Consider the following 17,415-nt stretch of genomic DNA (forward strand, 5'->3'; position numbering starts at 1 on the left):
AACATGGATGCCACGGAGATCCGCCGCACGTTCGAACTCGAGGACCGGCACTGGTGGTTCCGCGAGCGCCGTGCCATCCTCGCCCGTGAGCTTCGCCGCCTCGGCAGGCCGGGCCGGGCGCTGGACATCGGTGCGGCCGGGGGTGGCAACACCCGCGTTCTCATCGAGCACGGGTGGGACGCGCTGGTCGCGGACTTCTCGGAGACCGCCGTGCAACTCGCGCGCACGCGCGGCCTGCCGGCGATCCACGCCGACGCGAGGCACCTGCCTCTGCCCGACGGGCACTTCGACCTCATCCTGGCGTTCGACGTGCTGGAGCACATCGAGGAGGACGACAGGGCCGTCCGCGAGCTCGTGCGCGTGCTCCGGCCGGGAGGCACCGTGCTGGTCACGGTGCCCTGCGACATGGCGCTCTGGTCGGCGCACGACGTCGCGTCCGGCCACTTCCGCCGCTACACCCGGGACGGGCTGCGCGCGCTGATGACCGGGGAACGCCTGGTCCTGGAGCGCATGTGGAGCTGGAACGTCCTGCTGAGGCCGATCGTCGCCCGCCGCAGGAAGCACATCTCCGGGTCCGACGTCATGAAGACGCCGCCTCTCGTCAACATGGCCCTCTCCGCCGTGGTCGTCGCCGAACGCTATCTGCCGGTCAGGTCGCTGCCGGGAGTCTCGCTGATCGCGAGAGCGCATCGCCCGTGCGACTCAGGAGTCTCTGGCCTCATGGCCTCCGACGCGGGAGAGTGGAATGCCGGCTGAGGTGACGGTCGCCGACATCGGCATGGTGCGGCCGTCCACCCTGGTCGACACCTCGGGCCGGAGATACGTGGATTTCCGCCGTACTCTGCGCCCGCGCTGGGGCGTGGTGTGGGGAACCCTTCTCGCGGGGCACCTGGGACTCGCGCTGTCCGCGGTCGCGGTCGCATGGCTCGGGAGCACCGCCGCCGGCAGGCTGCCCACCGCGATCGCGCCGGCCGTCGCCGGCGGCCTCGCGATCGGCTTCTGCCTGCACTACCTGACGACCTACCTCCACGAGGGCGCCCACTACAACCTCGCGCCTGCCCGCCGGGCCAGCGATGTGCTGACGAACATCTTCGTCGGGAGCCTCGTCGGAATGGACGTCAAGGCCTACCGGAAAGTGCATTTCGATCACCATCGCTATCTCGGGACGACGCGGGACCCCGAGCGCAGCTACTTCCTTCCGCTCGATTCGCGGTTCCTCCTCGAAGGGGTCACCGGCGTCCGCCTGGTCCGCGCCCTGAAGGAGTACCGCGAGCTGATGAGGAGCAAGTCACCGACCGCGGAGACCGGCAGGACCGCGTCCTTCGGCCCGGTGTTCCTGGCCGCCTGCCTGGTCAACGGCTCGATCGTGGGCTGCGCCCTGTGGCGGGGGGCGTTCGCGCTGGCCGTCTCCTGGGTGCTCGGCCAGCTCGTGTTCCTGCCGCTGATCAACACGGTGCGCCAGGTGCTCGAACATCGCAGCGAGTTCGCCGATGACAGCACCGACTACCGGCGCGTCGCCCACGGGCCGGTGAACCGGCTCTTCGGCGGCGGCCCGTTCGCGACGGTCTTCGGTTCGGCGGGATTCAACCGCCACCTGCTGCACCACTGGGACCCGAGCGTGTCCTTCACCCGGCTCGGAGAAGTGGAGAGATTCCTGATGGGCACCGAGATCGCCCCTCTGCTGCGGCAGCGCCAGACCACCTACTACCGCGCCTGGCGCCAACTGGACCGGATATGAGCGAGTCCACCGCGCCGCGGCCGGTGGCGGGCCGGTACAGCGGGAATCCGGCGCCCACGTGCCCGGCGTGTGACGGTGAAACGGCACGCCGGTGGGCGCGGGCGCGCGACGTCGAGTACCGCACCACCGACGAGGAGTTCGACTACTACCGCTGCGACTCGTGCGGCGTCGTGTTCATCGACCCCATGCCGGTCGACCGGCTCGGCCAGATCTATCCCCCCAACTACTACGCCTACAGCGCCGAGGAGCGGTCGTTCGTCCACCGGATCAAGGACTCCCTGGACGCCCTGCGCTTCCGCCGCATCCTGTTCGGGCTGTCCGGCACACGCCTGAGCGTTCTGGACGTGGGCGGCGGGGACGGCCGGCAGCTCGACGTGGTGCGCGGGCTCGACTCCCGCGTCACGTTCACACAGGTCGTCGACCTCGACCCGGAAGCCCGTACCCGGGCCGTCTCGCGGGGGCACCACTACTTCTGCGGCCGTGTCGAGGACTACGCCACAGACGACCGCTTCGACCTCATCCTTCTCATCAACCTGATCGAGCACGTCAGCGAGCCTGGCCAGGTGCTGCGCACGCTGCGCCGCCATCTCACCCCTCAGGGCACGGTTCTGATCAAGACGCCGAACACCGACAGCTGGGACGCGCGGCTGTTCCGGCACCGCGACTGGGGTGGCTACCACTGCCCGAGGCACTGGGTCCTGTTCGACCGGCGGAACTTCACGAAGCTGGCCGAGGCGAGCGGGTTCGTCGTGCGCCGGTTCTCCTACACGCAGGGGGCGCCGTTCTGGGCCACCAGCGTACTGGCCGCGCTGGCGCGCAGGGGGTGGGTGACGATTTCGGCCGAGCGGCCGGTGACGCGGCACCCGCTGTTCCCCCTGCTCGCCTCCGCGTTCGCGGGCCTGGACCTGGTGAGGATGAGGATGAGCGGACGCCCCTCCCAGATGTTCCTCGAACTGGTGCCGGTCGAGTACGGCAGCCGCCCGTAGGTAACGCGGCAGGACCCTTGCCCGGCCCCTTCTCCCCGTCTTCCGCCCCCCACCTGACGTCCCCTCCCCCTCCCCGATCTCAGGGAGGGGGGAACCCAGGGCTAACTGCTGGGATCGAACAGCACGTCGACCCAGTAGTTGGTGGCCTGGTAGGTGTTCGACGGGAACGCGTTCGTCCCGCTGTAGTTGTACACGCCGTTGCCGCCGGACGCGCCGTCGGCCGGCGCGAGGAGCGGGTTGTTCGTGTACTGGGCAGTGAAGTACTGAAGTGTGTACGAGAAGTGCCCGGTCGTCGTGTTGTACGAGGCGACGTAGGTGGTGCCCGCGGTCACCGGGACGGGAGTGTCGAAGAACACCTGCTGCCAGCCGGAGGCGGTCTCGTTGCTGAAGGTCGCGCTGGCGAGCAACTGGCCGTCGGTGGTCCACAAGCTACCGATATGGGTGCCGACGTTGAGCGAGCCCTTGTAGAACCGGATTCCCCTGATCGTCCCGCTGGTGGTCGCCTGGAACTTCACTCCCAGCACGACCGGACTGGGATCGGGCGAGTCGACGGCGGGAACCGTCGTGTTGTCCCAGAGGGTGTTGGACGGCGCGAACACCACGTCGACCCAGTAGTTGGTGGCCTGGTAGGTGTTCGACGGGAAGGTGTTCGTCGAGTTGTAGTTGTACACCCCGTTACCCCCCTGCGCGCCGTTCGCCAGTGCCAGGAGCGGCGGATTGCTGTACTGGGTGTTGAAGTACTGCAACGTATACGGGAAATGTCCTGACATCGTATAAGTGGACGCGATGTAGGTGGTGCCGGCTGTGACAGAGATGGGCGTCGAGAAGTTCACCTGCTGCCAGCCCGACGCGGTCTCGTTGGTGAAGGTCGCGCTGGCGAGCAACTGGCCGTCGGTGGTCCACAGGCTGCCGACATGGGTGCCGGTGTTCTGCGTGCCCTTGTAGAAGCGGATTCCCCTGATCTCTCCGGTGGTGTTCGCCTGGAACTTCACACCGAGCGTGACGGGGGTGGAATCCGGGGCGGCGCCGACGGCCGGAACCGCCGTGTTGTCCCACAGACTGTCGGAGGGCGTGTAGACCACGTCGACCCAGTAGTTGGTGGCCTGGTACGTGCTCGTGGGGAAGACGCTGGTCGCTCCGTACTGGTAGACGCCGTTACCCCCGTCGACACCGTTGGCGAGCGCCGTGAGCGCCCCGTTCACCACTCCTGTCTGGAAATACGCGAGGTCGTAGGAGTACCTGCCGTTCGGCGCGAAGTAGGAGGCCACGTAGGTGGTGTTGATGCTCACCGGGACGGGCACCGAGAAGTTCACCTGCTGCCAGCCGGACGCGGTCTCGTTGGTGAACGTCGCGGTCGCCAGCAGCTGTCCCGTGGAGGTCCAGAGCTCGCCCGTGTGCGTGCCGTTGTTCGTCGTGCCCTTGTAGAACCGGATGCCGGTGATGAACCCCGCGGTCGTGACGCGGAACTTGACGCCGAGTTCGACGGACTTGGTGTCGGTCGCCGAGACGATGGTGGGCACGGCGGTCGGCGGCCAGATCGTGCACGGGCACTGCACGGTGACATTGACGGTGATCGAGGTCGGGACCACCTGGAGGTTGCCGATGTCGTCGACCGCGCGGACCATGATGGTGACCGGTCCGGAGATGTCGGGTGGGGCCCAGTTGTACTGCCAGTTGGTGAGCCCGGTGGCCTGGAACCACCGGGTCCCGCCGTCGAAGGAGATCTCGATTCCCGCCACGACCCCGCCCCCCGTGTCGGCGGCCGTTCCCTGGACGGTGACGGTCGTGCCGCTTATCAAGGAGGCACCGGTCGACGGAGAAGTGATCGCCGATGTCGGAGGAGCGGTGTCCGTCGACTGGGTGGCCAGGACCAGACCCGGTTGCAGGGTCACCGGCTGGCAGTTGCACATGTCGGCGAAGAGGTTGACCGTCGCCTGCTGCATAGCGACGCTGGTGGGAGAGCCCGGATAGGTGTGGTTGGCGTCCAGCCCCCACGCCCACTGGATGCTTCCGGCTCCGAAGACCAGAGAGCCGCTCGCGGTCTTGTAGAGCTTGAGGCTGTGCGTGGCGACCCCGGCGCCGAACGTGCTGCCGAAGTCCAGCAGATACTGCGTCGGCTTCGCCAGGGTCGTGCTGGAAAGCTTCACGGGCCCCGGCTGCATGAATCCGTTGTCCGGGGCCTCGTCCCACTCGAAGCCGAGCGTCCCCGCCGGGAGGGTCGCCACCTGGCCCGGCTGGAGCTGCGCGACGGAGGTGTTCCGCCACAGCCGCATCTGGGCGAAGGTGGCGGGCACGGTCATCGAGTCGTTCACGACGCCGTTCACCATGAACAACGTCCCCGTCACGGCGTTCTCCGGTCTTCCGCCGTTGGACGGCGGGGAGAAACGCGGATCGCGCCACGTCCCGGTCCACTGAGGGCTCGGGTCGATCTTGGCGTTGGCGTGTGTCTCCTTGTAGCAGACCATCGTGCGGAACGCGGTCGAGGTGCCGTCGATGCTGGGCTCCCACCTGGTCTTCCAGAACATCTCGTTCCCCGAGAAGAAGGCGATATTGACCCCGCTATCTCGGGCGTTCTCGATGTTTGTTCTCATGTCGTCGGACCAGTACTCGTCGTGTCCGACGGACATGACGACCTTGTGCTGGAGCAGGAGAGGTGCTCGTGCGGCGGTGTCGACACTCGAGAAGTAGCTGACGTCGTAGGCGTTGGCCTCCAGCCACCTGACCATGGGGTATTCGATGGTGAAGAACCAGGTGTTGTTCTCGCCCAGGCAACAGGGGCAGCAGTTCGTCGTGAACGGGCGGTTGTAGCTGACCTTGTAGGCTCGGCCGATCGGCGCGTTCCCGTAGTACAGGCTGTTCCCGCCGTACGCGTTGTACGCCTGCCAGGAGGCGTCGGAGGTCTTGAACAGCAGGTCCGATTTCCGGACGTCGTCCCGGAGCACGAAGATCACATGGCTGGCGCCGGCCGTCCCGTCCTCCCTGACCAGCTTGCCGATGTAGACGCCGGAGACGGCGGTGTTCGGCACCGCCCAGGACGCGGACACCGCCCAGTTGCCACAGTCGACCAGGGCGGTCGCCGGGTCGGTCAGGCACGCGGGCTGGGTCTGCGGGAGCGGCACCGAGGGCTGGATGGTCGCGATCAGGCGAGCGCCCATGCCTCCGTAGTAGCCGATGCGATAGATGTCCATGCGGTAGGCGGTCGCATCGGTGTCGACCTTGAACTGCACGGTCTCACCGATGTTGACGCTCATCTGCGTGGCATAGCCCTGGATGTTGCTGTCCCCGGCGCCGGGGACGTCCCACTCGGAGGCGGGGTTGCCCGGGAGGCTGTTCTCTATGCAGATGACGGAGGTCGGCGGGCAGGCGGCCGCGCGCCCGCCGCGCGCGCTTCCCTGCTTCTCCGCCCTCCGGAAGCCGACCCCCCTTCCCCGCCCGTACGCCTTCTGGAAGTCGGTCGCCGCCTTCTCCAGATTCCGCGTTCTCCGCAGGCCGCGCGCCACGTCCTCGGGCCCCTGCGCCTTCGGGGATCGCGCCCGCTTGGCAGCCCCGTGCCCCCTGCGGGAGCCCGTGGGCTTCTTGGCCCGGTGCGCCTTCCCTGAGCCGCCCGCCTTCTTCCCTGCGGCCGGGATGAGCTCCGGCCGGACGTTGGCGACCCGGCCCGCGTTCGCGAGCGACTTCGTCGCCCGGCCGGTTCCGAGAGGTCCGATGGCGGCCACGAGCGCCCCACAGACGAGCAGAGCGACCCAGAGCGTCCATGTCCGTTCTCGGCCCGCCCGGTTGTACGGCCCGGTCGCGCGTGGGCCTGGCGAGGAAGGACGAAGAGGCCGAGTCGTGGTCATGGCGCAAGCGTGACAACCGCAGCATCACCCGAATCACGTGGACGCTCCGCCACAACACTATTCTTACCAGCCTTTGTCCAGGTCGAGAGGTCGCGCGTTACCCGCCAAAAGGGGCGGACGCCGCCGGGGCGCGGCCTCCTGCCGGTCACGGCGGCACGCCCGGAGACACGGCCACCACGTGAACGCAACTATGCGGTCACGTTCCGTAGCATGGGCTGGTAATCCAAGATCCGGCCGCGCGTGGCCCCTTTTCCTTTCTCTCTGGATTGGCAGTCTGATGACGCTTTCGAAACATGTGCACGGCGACACGGGTGTCGGGATTCCCTGGTACCACGCGCTGCGCTGCCCCCGCTGCCACGGTGCGCTTCGCAACGGGAGCGAGCTGCGCTGTGACGCGTGCCGGGTCGCGTACCCCATCGACCGCGGCATCCCCCGGTTCGTTCCTCCGGACAACTACGCCGAAGGATTCGGATACCAGTGGAACCGGCATCGTCTGACGCAACTTGATTCCCATTCCGGCATGCCGATCTCCCGCGAACGGCTGCTGGGCGCGAGCGGCTGGACCGCCGGCGAGCTGCGCGGAAAGTCGGTGCTCGAATGCGGTAGCGGCGCCGGGCGTTTCACCGAGGTGCTGTGCGAGGCGGGTGCCCTCGTGACGTCGTTCGACATTTCGAGCGCCGTCCACGCGAACGCCGCCTCGAACGGCCGTTTCCCCGACCTTCGGCTCGTCCAGGCCGGCATCTACGAGATGCCCTTCCCGGAGGAGTCGTTCGATTTCCTGTTCTGCTTCGGGGTCATCCAGCACACGCCCGACGTGGAACGCACGTTCAAGACGCTTTTCCGCTATCTGCGGCCGGGGGGCCGGTTCTGCATCGACGTGTACGCCGCGCTGATCGCCTATCCGCACCCGAGACAACTGCTGCGGCCGTTCACCAGGAGCATGCCTCCGGCCAAGCTCTACGGGATGGTCGAGCGCGCCGTGCCATGGCTGCTGCCGATCTCCCAGGCCCTCGGCGCCGTCCCGAAGGCCGGACCGTGCCTGGCACGCCTCGTCCCGGTGGCGACCCATCGCCATCTGGGCCTGAAGGACGCCCGGACGATACGCGACTGGTCGGTGCTGGACACCTTCGACTGGCTCGCGCCGCGATACGAGAGACCGCAGACCCGCCGGCGCCTCGCACGGTGGACCAAGGACCTGGCCCTGCACGAGGTGTCGATCCAGCGGCGCCGCGGGCTTCACGTGATCCGCGGTGTCAAGTAGATGTGCGGGATAGCGGGGATGGCGTCGACGTCATGCCCCGACCCCGACCTCGTCCGGCGCATGTGCGACGTGATCGTTCACCGGGGCCCCGACGGCTCCGGCTTCCACGACGACGAGCACGCGTCGCTCGGCATGCGACGGCTCGCGGTCATCGATGTGGCGAACGGCGACCAGCCCGTCTACAGCGAGGGCGGCGATGTCGTCGCGGTCTACAACGGCGAGATCTACAACTTCGCGGAGCTGCGGAAGGAGCTCGCCCAGCAGGGACATCGCCTGCGCGGAACCGGGGACTCCGAGTGCCTCGTCCATCTGTACGAGGAGCACGGCGCCGACATGGTGCACCGGCTCCGGGGCATGTTCGCCTTCGCCATCTGGGACCGCGCCCGGCAGCGCCTGACCCTGGCCCGGGACCGCGTCGGGAAGAAGCCGCTTTACTGGCGATCCGACCAGTCCTCGATCTGGTTCGGATCCGAACTGAAGTCCCTCGCGCAGGACCCCACGATGCGCCGCGAGGTGGATCCGGTCGCTCTGGATCACTACCTGACCTACCAGTACGTCCCCGCGCCCTGGTCGATCTATCAGGGCGTGCACAAGCTCCCACCGGCGCACCTGCTCATCTGGGAGCAGGGCCGGGTGACGACGCGCCGCTACTGGCGGCTCGACCGCGCGACTGAGCCGGTGGTGGACGAGCGGGAGGCGGAGGAGCGGCTGCGTGAGCTGCTCTTGGAGGCCACCCGTGTCCGGATGGTGAGCGAGCGTCCCATCGGCGCGTTCCTGTCCGGCGGCATCGACTCGTCCGCGATCGTGGCCGCCATGGCCATGCAGAGCCGGGAGAAGGTCAAGACGTTCTGCGTCGGCTTCGAGGACAGCTCCTACGACGAACGCCACAAGGCGCGGATGGTGGCCGACCGGTACTCTACCGACCACCACGAGCTCGTCGTGACGTCCGATCTGCTGGACGTCCTGCCACGCCTGGCCTGGCACTTCGACGAGCCCTTCGCCGACTCCTCGGCGATTCCGAGCTTCTACGTCGCGCGGATGAGCCGGCAACACGTCACCGTCGTGCTCAACGGGGACGGCGGCGACGAGTGCTTCGGCGGCTACCGGCGCTACGCCGTGATGAACCAGTCGAGAAGGATCCCACGCATACCTCACGCCCTCGCGGCCGCGACCGACCGCGCCGGCTCTCTCATCGTCGAGCGAAGCGAGTTCGGATCCTTCGCCCGGCGCTTCGGCCGGACGCTGCAGTTCGCCGCGACGCCTCCCGCACGGCGCTATCCGCGCCTGATGTCGTGCTTCACACCGGAGCAGAAGTGGGAGATCTACGGCGACGCGCTCCGAGAGCGGCTGGAAGGCGTGGACAGCTACGGGCTGCTGGAGGATGTCTTCGACGCCTCATCGGCGGACTCCGACCTCGGCCGGGTCCTCGACGTGGACACCCTCACCTACCTCCCCCACGACCTGCTGGTCAAGGTCGACATCACGACCATGGCCAACTCCCTGGAGGCCCGCTCCCCCTTTCTCGACCATCATCTGATGGAGTGGGCGGCACGCCTCCCCGCCGCGTACCAGGTGCGCGGCGACCAGACCAAGGTGCTGCTCAAACGGGCCGTCGCCCCCTGGCTGCCGGAGAAGCTGATGCGCTATCCGAAGCAGGGGTTCGGCGTTCCCCTCGCCGCCTGGCTGCGCGGCGAGCTGCGTGAGCTCGCCCATGACGTGCTCACCGACGACACCGCCCGCGCCAGGGGCCTGTTCAGGCAGTCAACGGTCCGCGATCTGCTCCGGCGGCACCTCGACGGCGGCGATCACGGCTCTCGTCTGTGGACGCTCCTGCAGTTCGAGCTCTGGCACCGGGCACATGTGGCCCCGAGCGGTGCCGTCCCGGCCGATGCGGTATGCCACTCGCCCTCCTTGGCACCCGCGAAGGAGTGATCACTCCCCGTACGCACAGGCGACCACCGCCGCGTACCGCGATGGGTGGCATCTCCTTTTGGCGCGGATAAAGGAGTGACAAGGACATCGCCGGGCGCGGGCGTCCACGCTGCCCCGGGGTCACAGCGTCGCCAAGCTTGCACCCATGGCCCACACTCCGCCCGTTCAGGGCCCGGCGGCGAGCGCGCTCGAACCGGTGAGACCCGCCCAGGCGCACGAGCCACGCCGGAGGCCGCCCCACCTCCCGGCGTGGCTGCCAGGGCTGTCCATGCTGGTTCTCGTCGCGGTGGTGCTGCGCCGGTACGGCGTCTCCGTGCCGGACATGGCCGCCTTCGGCCTCTACGTCGCGCTGGGGCTGGCCCTTCCCGGCACGTTGCTCGTCCGGGCCCTGTACGGCGGAGCGCGCACGCGGGCGGAGGAGATCGCACTGGGGGTGACCCTCGGCTACAGCGTGGAGGTCATCCTCTACATCGGCGCACGCGCCGTCGGGATGCCATTGCTCGTGCTGGTGTGGCCGATCGCCGTCTCTGTGCTCTTCGCCGGCGTCCCCCGCCTGCGGCCGCACTGGCGAGGCGCGCGCGAGGCGCGACGTGCGCCTCTCTGGTGGTCATGGTGCCTCGCACTGCTCTTCGCGTTCCTCCTCGTCTGGAGCGCTCTCACCTTCTTCCGTACTCATGCCATCACGTGGCCGGAGCTCGGCGCCGCCTCCATCGACATGCCGTTCCACCTGGCTCTGGTCGGTGAGCTGAAGCACCACGTGCCCCCAATGGTACCGATGGTGGCCGGCGAACCCCTGCTGTACCACTGGTTCGTCTACGCGCACCTCGCGGCGGCGAGCTGGATCACCGGTGTGGAGCCTCTGGTGCTGGTGTTCCGCCTGGCCATGCTGCCCATGCTGGCCGCTCTCGTCGTCCTGCTGGGGATGACCGGACGGCGCGTCACCGGCTCGTGGGCCGGAGGGGCGCTGACCGCGGCAGGCACGATCTTCGTCGCGGTGCCGAGCCTGTACCTGGGCACGAACGGGTCGTTCACGTGGGGAGGCGTGCCCGACCTCGCGTGGACGAGTCCTACCCTGACCTTCGGCGCCCTCCTGTTCGCCCCGGTCGTCCTCATCCTCATGGACGTCCTCACGGGCCGGCGGCAGACCCCCGGTACGTGGGTCCTGCTCGGCGTCTTCCTCCTGGCGGTGATGGGGGCCAAGGCGTCCTATCTGCCGCTGCTCGCGGCGGGTCTGGTGGTGGTGACCGTGGTGGAGGCGGTCAGGCGGCGCCGCGCGCCCTGGCCGGCGCTCGCGGCCCTCGGCATGACGACGACACTCTGCCTCTATGCACAATTCGTCCTTTTCGGCGGCGTCCGGCAGGGTCTGGTGGTCTCCCCTCTCTTCACCATGCGCACGACATGGGGTGAGCTGACGGGGCTGGGGGACCAGGCCGACCCGCCGGTGGCGGCGGTCACCGGCATCACTCTCATATACGTACTGTGCTGGTTCGTCGTGCTGTGCGGCGTCCTTGGGTTGGCGAGCAGGCCGCGTTCGCTCGGACGGCCCGGAGTGGTCCTCATGCTGGGCATCGGCGCGACGGGCCTCGGCACGATGTTCCTGCTCGGGCATCCCGGCCGGAGCCAGCTCTTCTTCCTCTGGGGCGCCTACCCCTATCTGGTGACCGTCACGGTCCATGGGCTGCTCGTCCTGCTGCGGCGAGCGCGGGTCTCGCAGAGGTCGGTGCTGTGCTCGGCCGGCGCGGGGGTGATCGCCGTCTACCTGATCCCTGTCGCCTGCGGGGTCAGGGTGCCCCTGAGCCCGGGCCAGGCGGACACGATTCTGTACCGTCCCTACGTGGCCCTGTCGGCCGTCGCCGTCGTGGTGTCGGTGGTCCTGATCGCCACAAGGGGAGCCCTTCGCGCGTGGGCTCTGGTGACCACCATGCTCACGGCCATCGGACTGCCCGCCGACCTGCACGCGCGCGTGTTGTCGACCGTGGGCCGCCTCGCCGGGCACGACCCTCAGGTGGCGGCCGTTCCCGTGGCCGCGCCGGCGGTCCCTCCGGGCGCCCTGACCGCCGGGCGGTGGCTCCGCGACCACTCGGATCCGGACGACCTGGTGGCCACGAACGCCCACTGCCGCTGGGGATACGAGGACCCATGCGACAGCCGCCACTTCTGGGTGGCCGCGCTGAGCGAGCGGCGCGTACTGGTCGAGGGATGGACGTACACCGCGGCCAATCTGCGCCGCTGGCATCAGGGACAGTCGCCGGAGCACATTCCCTTCTGGGACCAGGAGTTGCTCGGGGCGAACGACGCGGCCTTCACGGCGCCCTCCGAGGCCGCCTTCCAGCGCCTGCGCGACCGTTACGGCGTGCGCTGGCTGTTCTTCGAAGGAAGCCGGACCGTCCAGAACCCCGCTGCCGGAAGATTCGCCTTCCGGTCCGGCGACTACACCGTGTACGAGCTGAAGTGATCCGCGGCCTCTGGCATGCGGGGCCCGTACGGCGGGGCTCGCGCCGGCGGGCCGATCGAATCTCCTGTCCGACCTCCGGGCGCGACGCGGCCGGAGATCCATCCGAAAGTGGTTGCCATGCGAATTCTGCATATCGGATATCGGCTCCCGCCAGAGCCCGGCGGCCTTGAACGTCATATCCAACGCCTCACCCATGAGCAGCTCCGCCACGGCCACAGGGTGGTCGTCGCCCACAGGCGGGGGGTGGCGCCGGACGGCGTCGAGACTCTGCCCCTTGTGCCGAACCGTCTCAGCCGTACCGTCTCCAGGAGGTCCGACGTGGTCGCCTTCGGCATGGAGTGCGCGCGTGCGCTGCCTCACGCCGGAGACCTCGACGTGGTCCACCTGCACGGCGACCACCGCGAGGCGCTGGCCCTCGGATCCGCCGCCCGGCGACTGGGGGTGCCTCTGATGCTCACCGTCCACGGAGCGCTCACGACGCGCCACCGGCGGATCATGCCGTACGCCTTCCGCCACGTCGACGAATTCGTCGCCATAGGCGGCCGGCCGGCGGAGGACCTGGTCAGAGCGCGTGTACCGGCCCACAAGATCTACACGATGTCCAGCGGCCTCGATCTCGACCGCGTCACCTGGTTCCGCGGGCGGAAGCCCGTCGAACCAGGATTGATCGTCAGTGTCGGCTCTCTGAACAAGGTGAAGAACCATGCGTTGACGATCGAGGCCTTCCACGAGCTGCGCGCCGACCATCCCGACGCGCGCCTGGTCATCGTCGGCGACGGCGACGAGCGCACCGCACTCGAAAGGCTCGCGGGAACAGGCTCCGGGATCCGGTTCGCCGGGCACCTCTCCGAGGACGGCGTCTACTCGCTGGTGAGCCGCGCCCAGGTTTTCGTGCTCTCCTCACGCAGGCTGCCCTCCATCGGGGAGGGAATCCCCACCGCCGCTCTGGAGGCCCTCGCGCTGGGCACCCCCGTCGTCGTCTCCTCCGACGCCTCACTCGGGCCGGTCATCGAGCCACGCGCGTATCGCACCTTCCGCAGCGGGTCCGTCGCGGCCCTGGTGGCGCAGCTGCGAGCGGTGCTAGACGACGAGACATCCCGTGCGCGACTGATCGAACGCGGCAGGCGGGCCGCGTCGGCCCTCGACTGGTCGGTGGTGGCGGGCCGCGTCGAGGAACGCTACATGAACCTCATGCCCGGCAGGCCGCGCCTGTACACGGAGACGTCATGAAGGGAGATACGGCCGGCTCCCCGGCAAGCCGCGCCCGTAGACCATGGTGAGCCCGCTCGATCACACGGTCGGCCGGGTCCGCCCGCCCGCCGGGCGCCATCTGCGGACGTTCACCTTCCTGGCCGCCGCCGGCCTGGTCGAGGCCGTCCTGTCCTCGCTGGGCCTGGTCGCTCTGGTGCGGATGACCGACACCGCGATTTCAGGGCAGGTCATCTTCGCCCAATCGGTGGCGAGCGTCTGCTTCCTGCTGTGCGACCCTCGTCTGGACAACACGGTCCAGCGATACGTCCCCCTCGAAGAGCGGCGGACCGGGCAGGGTTTCGCGCTGTTCACGCGGCTGCTCCGCTGGGATCTGACGATCCGCGTGAGCGCGATCGGCGTCTGTCTCGCGGGGGTGCTGACAGCGCGCCTGCTGGGCTTTGTGAGCACCGACCTCGCGCTCATGCTCGCTCTCGCGTTCGTCGCACGCGGATCCCTGGCGGCAAACGGCGCCGTCCGCGCCGCCTTCCCGTTGTCCAACCGGCTGCATGATCTCGGACTGCTCCGGGTGGGCTGCGCGATCCTCGCGTTCCTCCTGGCCTTGGGCGGGCTTCTGACCGGCGGCCCCCTGGGCTATCTGATCGGCCAGGCACTGGGCTCGGTGGCGACCGCCATGGTGGTGGGCACGCTGGGCACCCGCAGGTTGCTCGCGGAGATCGGGCCGTCGGCGGCCAAGGTCCCGATACCGGCGGGTCTGGTCGCCTTCACCGTGAAGGCGTCCAGCGGGTCCGCACTGGCCGAGGTGTCTGATTCGGGGATCCTGACGGTCGCGGGACTGCTCGGAGGCTCCACCCTCGTGACCATCATCAAGATCGCATCAGCCCCTGGCCGGCTGTATTCCACGTTGGTCATGCCCGTCGCGTCCATGCTGCATCCCCGCCTCGCCCGCGCCGCAGCGGCGGGAGAAGAGAGGACTCTGGCCCGCAGGGACCTCCTGCGCGCGACCGCCCTGCTCACCGTGGCGGGGGTCCTGACACTCCTCGTCGTGCTCCCGGTCATCGGCGACGTCCTGCGCCTGGTCTACGGGCGGGAGTACGCCGGGATCGGCACCGTGGCGGCGGCGCTCGTCGCGGCGGCATGCGTCAAGGGAATCGTGTGCTGGTCCAACGTGCTGCCCCTGGCCCTCGGCAGGCCGGGCTGGAGGCTCGCCTACCTCGCGGCCGAAGGGGTCCTCCTCCTCGGCGCCCTCCTCATCGCCGACCGGGCCTCCTCAGGCGCCCTCCAGACCGCGCTCTCCTTCGCCTGGGGGACGTTGCTCGTCTCCGGTATCGGCACAGCCGTCTGGATGGCCTTGCTCCAGCGGATATCGGCGCCGGCGTGCGACCGCGCGGACACGGCGGAGCACTGTGCGGCCCACGTGCGGCGGTGAGACCGCCGCCGCTCTCAAAGGTGACGCTCTCAAAGGTGACGCTCTCAAAGGTGACGCGTCGTCCGCGCGAGCTCCTCGTACAGGTCCTCGAACCACTCGGCCGTGCCGGCCATGTCCACGGTCGCCGAGCCGGCGTTCGCGGCCCCGCGTAGCCGGCGATGCGTCGCGGGCTCCATCGCCTCAAGGATGCCCGCCGCCAGCGCCCCGGACGACCCGGGATCCGTCAGGATACCGTTGTGGCCCGAGTGGACGAGCTCGCCGATGCCTCCCACCTCGGTGGACACCACCGGCACCCCCGCCGCGAGCGCCTCCATGATCACCACGGGGAGTGCCTCGTGAAGCGAGCTCAGCACCACCAGGTCGGCCGCCGCGACCAGCCTCTTCGCCCCCGGCACCCGGCCCAGGATGCGCACCTGACCGCCGACCCCGTGCCGCTCGATGTCGCGGGCGACCTGGTCCCGCAGAGCGCCGTCCCCGACCAGGAGGAAGACGGCGTCCGCGCGGGTCAGGAGGACCCGAGCCGCGGCCCGGACCAACAGTGAGTGGTTCTTCTCCGGCCTGAAGTTGGCGACGCAGACCACGAGGAACGCCCCTTCCGGCACGGCGAACTCGTGCCGGACCGCGTCGCGCCGCTCCACCCAGAACCGCTGCTCGGCGACGTCCACGCCGTGGACACGGGTCAGCACCGGGCGGGCCCCCCGGGTGGACGACAGTGCGACCCGAGAGGACACCGCCACGATCTGGTCGTCAAGGCGCCGGGTCAGGCAGTCGAGGAACGTGCTGGCCCTGGTCGTGACGCGTCCGAGGAGCGCGTCCGGCCGCCGGGCCCTGAGAAGGTCGTCGCGGATGTAGTGGACGGTCGAGACCATGACCGGGCGCCGGCGGCCGAGCCGGGCGAACGGCCGCAGGATGAAGGCGGGCAGCGGGGAGTGCACGTTGAGGACATCGGGCGCGAGACGGCGAACGGTCGTGACCAGCCTGACGCAGGCGAGGAGCCGAGCCCGTGACCCGAGGTCGACGACGTCGACACCGAGGTGTTCCAGCTGGTCGATCAGCTCGCAGGTCGCAGCCCGCATACACACGACCGTGTAGCGGTTGTTCCTCTTACGGGATTGCCGGAGCCGCTCGACGAGAAGTACCTCGACGCCCCCCATGTCGAGGGTCTTGACGACCTCGCACACGTGAAGACCACTCGTCTGGGGCCTCCGCCTCATCGCGGGCCACCGCCGAGGACGGGCTGACGGCCGCCTCCTGGTGTCGCCGGAACCGGGCGGCCCCGGTCACGCCTGGCCGCCGTGGACCACGCGACCGCGGCCAGCAGGCTCGTGACCATGACGATCGGTATGCGCTGGCGGAAGATGAGGCCGACGTTCGCCATGGTGGTCGCGTAGACGATGGTGCTGGGAACGATGAACAGAAGGAGATAGCAGGCGGTCGCTCGATCGTGGCGCCACAGCCAGACGGTTCCACGCACCGCGCTGTAAAGGAGGAAGTACCAGATGAGCGCATCGAGCTTGCCCAGCTGCAGTGTCAGGCTGCCGTCCGTCCAGGGGAACGGGGAAAGGAGCGTGTAGACCACCTTGAGCCCGAGTTGGTTCCAGGGGTTGCCGCCGTCGTCGAAGGTGACCCCCGAACCGCCGATGGCGTTGCTCTGCCGAAAGGTCTCCGACTGGCCGTAATCCAGCTGGTGCTGCATCGCCTCGACCGGTGCGCTGTCACCGAGGTTCCCGAAGGGAAGCACGATCAGCAGTGTCATCAGCACGAACATGCCGCGCAGGGAGAACGCTCGCCTGACACCGGCGAAGCCGAGGAGCATCGGCATCGCGCACATGAACACCATGTACGGGCGCACGTACCACAGCGCCCACAACGACAACGCCAGCAGGAGCACTTTTCGCGGGTCGAAACGCCGCAGGTTGGAGACTCCCAGGCCGAGTGAGGCCACGACGAGGAACGCGTTGAACCCCTCCTTGAACATGTCGGAGGTGTGCAGCAGGAACGCCGGCATGAACGCCGTCAGGGAGAGCAGCCAGAAGGCCACGCGCCGGTCGGCGCCGACCAGACCGGCGAGCTTGTACATGATCAGGCACAGCGCGCAGGCGAGCAGCGCGACAACGGCCGTGCAGGCCAGCGGGGCGGGGCCTCCGCACAGGTAGATGACGAGCGCGAAGACATTGCAGGGCACTGCCGCGGAATAGAGCGAGCCGATGTCGTCGGCCGTCACGAACTGGAATCCCTCGCGTTTCCAGAACGCCACGACCTCCATGGCCCTCGACTCGTAGGTGATGTTGTCGCCGCCGTATTCGATGACATGGTTCTGCATCACCAGGACATGGATCGCCAGGCGGACGGCGAACGCGATGAGGAGCACCGGCAGCACACGCTGGACCGACTGCCCGTCCAAGGTCGCGTGGACCAGCCATATGAGAGCCAATGCCGCGGCGGCGACGACGACATATTCCATGAGAAGTACCCTTAATTCGCCTCGATGTAGGACCGCAACGTCCAGCGATCCGCCTGAGCCGCCGGTGTGGAACCCTTCGGGGCAGACGCTAGCGCCGAAGCA

The 17,415-nt window shown here is 68.7% G+C and carries 11 protein-coding genes; 8 read left to right on the forward strand and 3 right to left on the reverse strand.

Annotated features, from left to right (window positions below; all coding sequences use genetic code 11):
• Positions 1-3 precede the first annotated feature (3 nt).
• Genes ACGFIV_RS18095 through ACGFIV_RS18105 form a run of 3 tightly spaced genes read left to right on the forward strand, consistent with a single transcriptional unit; the run spans position 4 to position 2,724 of the window.
• Positions 4-756 carry a class I SAM-dependent methyltransferase gene (locus ACGFIV_RS18095; protein ID WP_358550246.1) on the forward strand — a complete coding sequence of 251 codons (753 nt, stop codon included), beginning with the start codon at positions 4-6 and terminating at the stop codon, positions 754-756.
• A complete protein-coding gene (locus ACGFIV_RS18100; protein ID WP_358550248.1) occupies positions 746-1,738 on the forward strand; it encodes a fatty acid desaturase in 993 nt (330 codons plus the stop codon). Before ACGFIV_RS18095 ends, ACGFIV_RS18100 begins: the two co-directional genes overlap by 11 nt.
• Positions 1,735-2,724 carry a methyltransferase domain-containing protein gene (locus ACGFIV_RS18105; RefSeq protein WP_358550250.1) on the forward strand — a complete coding sequence of 330 codons (990 nt, stop codon included), beginning with the start codon at positions 1,735-1,737 and terminating at the stop codon, positions 2,722-2,724. The genes ACGFIV_RS18100 and ACGFIV_RS18105 overlap by 4 nt, the downstream gene beginning before the upstream one ends.
• Positions 2,725-2,825: 101 nt before the next feature.
• Here ACGFIV_RS18105 and ACGFIV_RS18110 read toward each other — a convergent pair whose 3' ends face one another.
• On the reverse strand, positions 2,826-6,440 hold the full coding sequence (locus tag ACGFIV_RS18110) for a DUF4082 domain-containing protein (protein WP_358550252.1): 3,615 nt from the start codon (positions 6,438-6,440) through the stop codon (positions 2,826-2,828).
• A 400-nt stretch (positions 6,441-6,840) separates the two neighbouring features.
• Here ACGFIV_RS18110 and ACGFIV_RS18115 point away from each other — a divergent pair, with 400 nt between their 5' ends.
• The 5 genes from ACGFIV_RS18115 to ACGFIV_RS18135 all read left to right on the forward strand — a co-directional run bounded on the left by ACGFIV_RS18115 (position 6,841) and on the right by ACGFIV_RS18135 (position 14,849).
• Entirely contained in the window at positions 6,841-7,824 is a 984-nt protein-coding gene (locus ACGFIV_RS18115; protein WP_358550254.1) for a methyltransferase domain-containing protein, read from the forward strand.
• Positions 7,825-9,756 carry an asparagine synthase (glutamine-hydrolyzing) gene (gene asnB, locus ACGFIV_RS18120; RefSeq protein WP_392836108.1) on the forward strand — a complete coding sequence of 644 codons (1,932 nt, stop codon included), beginning with the start codon at positions 7,825-7,827 and terminating at the stop codon, positions 9,754-9,756.
• Positions 9,757-9,901: 145 nt separating this feature from the next.
• The gene (locus ACGFIV_RS18125) at positions 9,902-12,211 is read left to right on the forward strand and encodes a hypothetical protein (RefSeq protein ID WP_358556895.1); all 2,310 of its coding nucleotides are present in this window, start codon (positions 9,902-9,904) and stop codon (positions 12,209-12,211) included.
• Between the two features lie 117 nt (positions 12,212-12,328).
• Positions 12,329-13,441 carry a glycosyltransferase family 4 protein gene (locus ACGFIV_RS18130; RefSeq protein WP_392836112.1) on the forward strand — a complete coding sequence of 371 codons (1,113 nt, stop codon included), beginning with the start codon at positions 12,329-12,331 and terminating at the stop codon, positions 13,439-13,441.
• A 46-nt stretch (positions 13,442-13,487) separates the two neighbouring features.
• Positions 13,488-14,849, forward strand: a complete 1,362-nt coding sequence (locus tag ACGFIV_RS18135; RefSeq protein ID WP_358556889.1) for a hypothetical protein — start codon at positions 13,488-13,490, stop codon at positions 14,847-14,849.
• Between the two features lie 44 nt (positions 14,850-14,893).
• Here ACGFIV_RS18135 and ACGFIV_RS18140 read toward each other — a convergent pair whose 3' ends face one another.
• Together ACGFIV_RS18140 and ACGFIV_RS18145 are read right to left on the reverse strand one after the other, a co-directional pair.
• Positions 14,894-16,030, reverse strand: coding sequence for a glycosyltransferase (locus ACGFIV_RS18140; protein WP_358556886.1), 1,137 nt, complete (start codon positions 16,028-16,030; stop codon positions 14,894-14,896).
• A 29-nt stretch (positions 16,031-16,059) separates the two neighbouring features.
• Positions 16,060-17,313: a hypothetical protein gene (locus ACGFIV_RS18145; RefSeq protein ID WP_358556883.1), complete on the reverse strand. Its 1,254-nt coding sequence runs from the start codon at positions 17,311-17,313 to the stop codon at positions 16,060-16,062.
• Between the last annotated feature and the right edge of the window lie 102 nt (positions 17,314-17,415).

The sequence above is a fragment of the Sphaerisporangium sp. NPDC049003 genome (assembly GCF_043197795.1).
In the GTDB taxonomy this organism is placed as follows: domain Bacteria; phylum Actinomycetota; class Actinomycetes; order Streptosporangiales; family Streptosporangiaceae; genus Sphaerisporangium.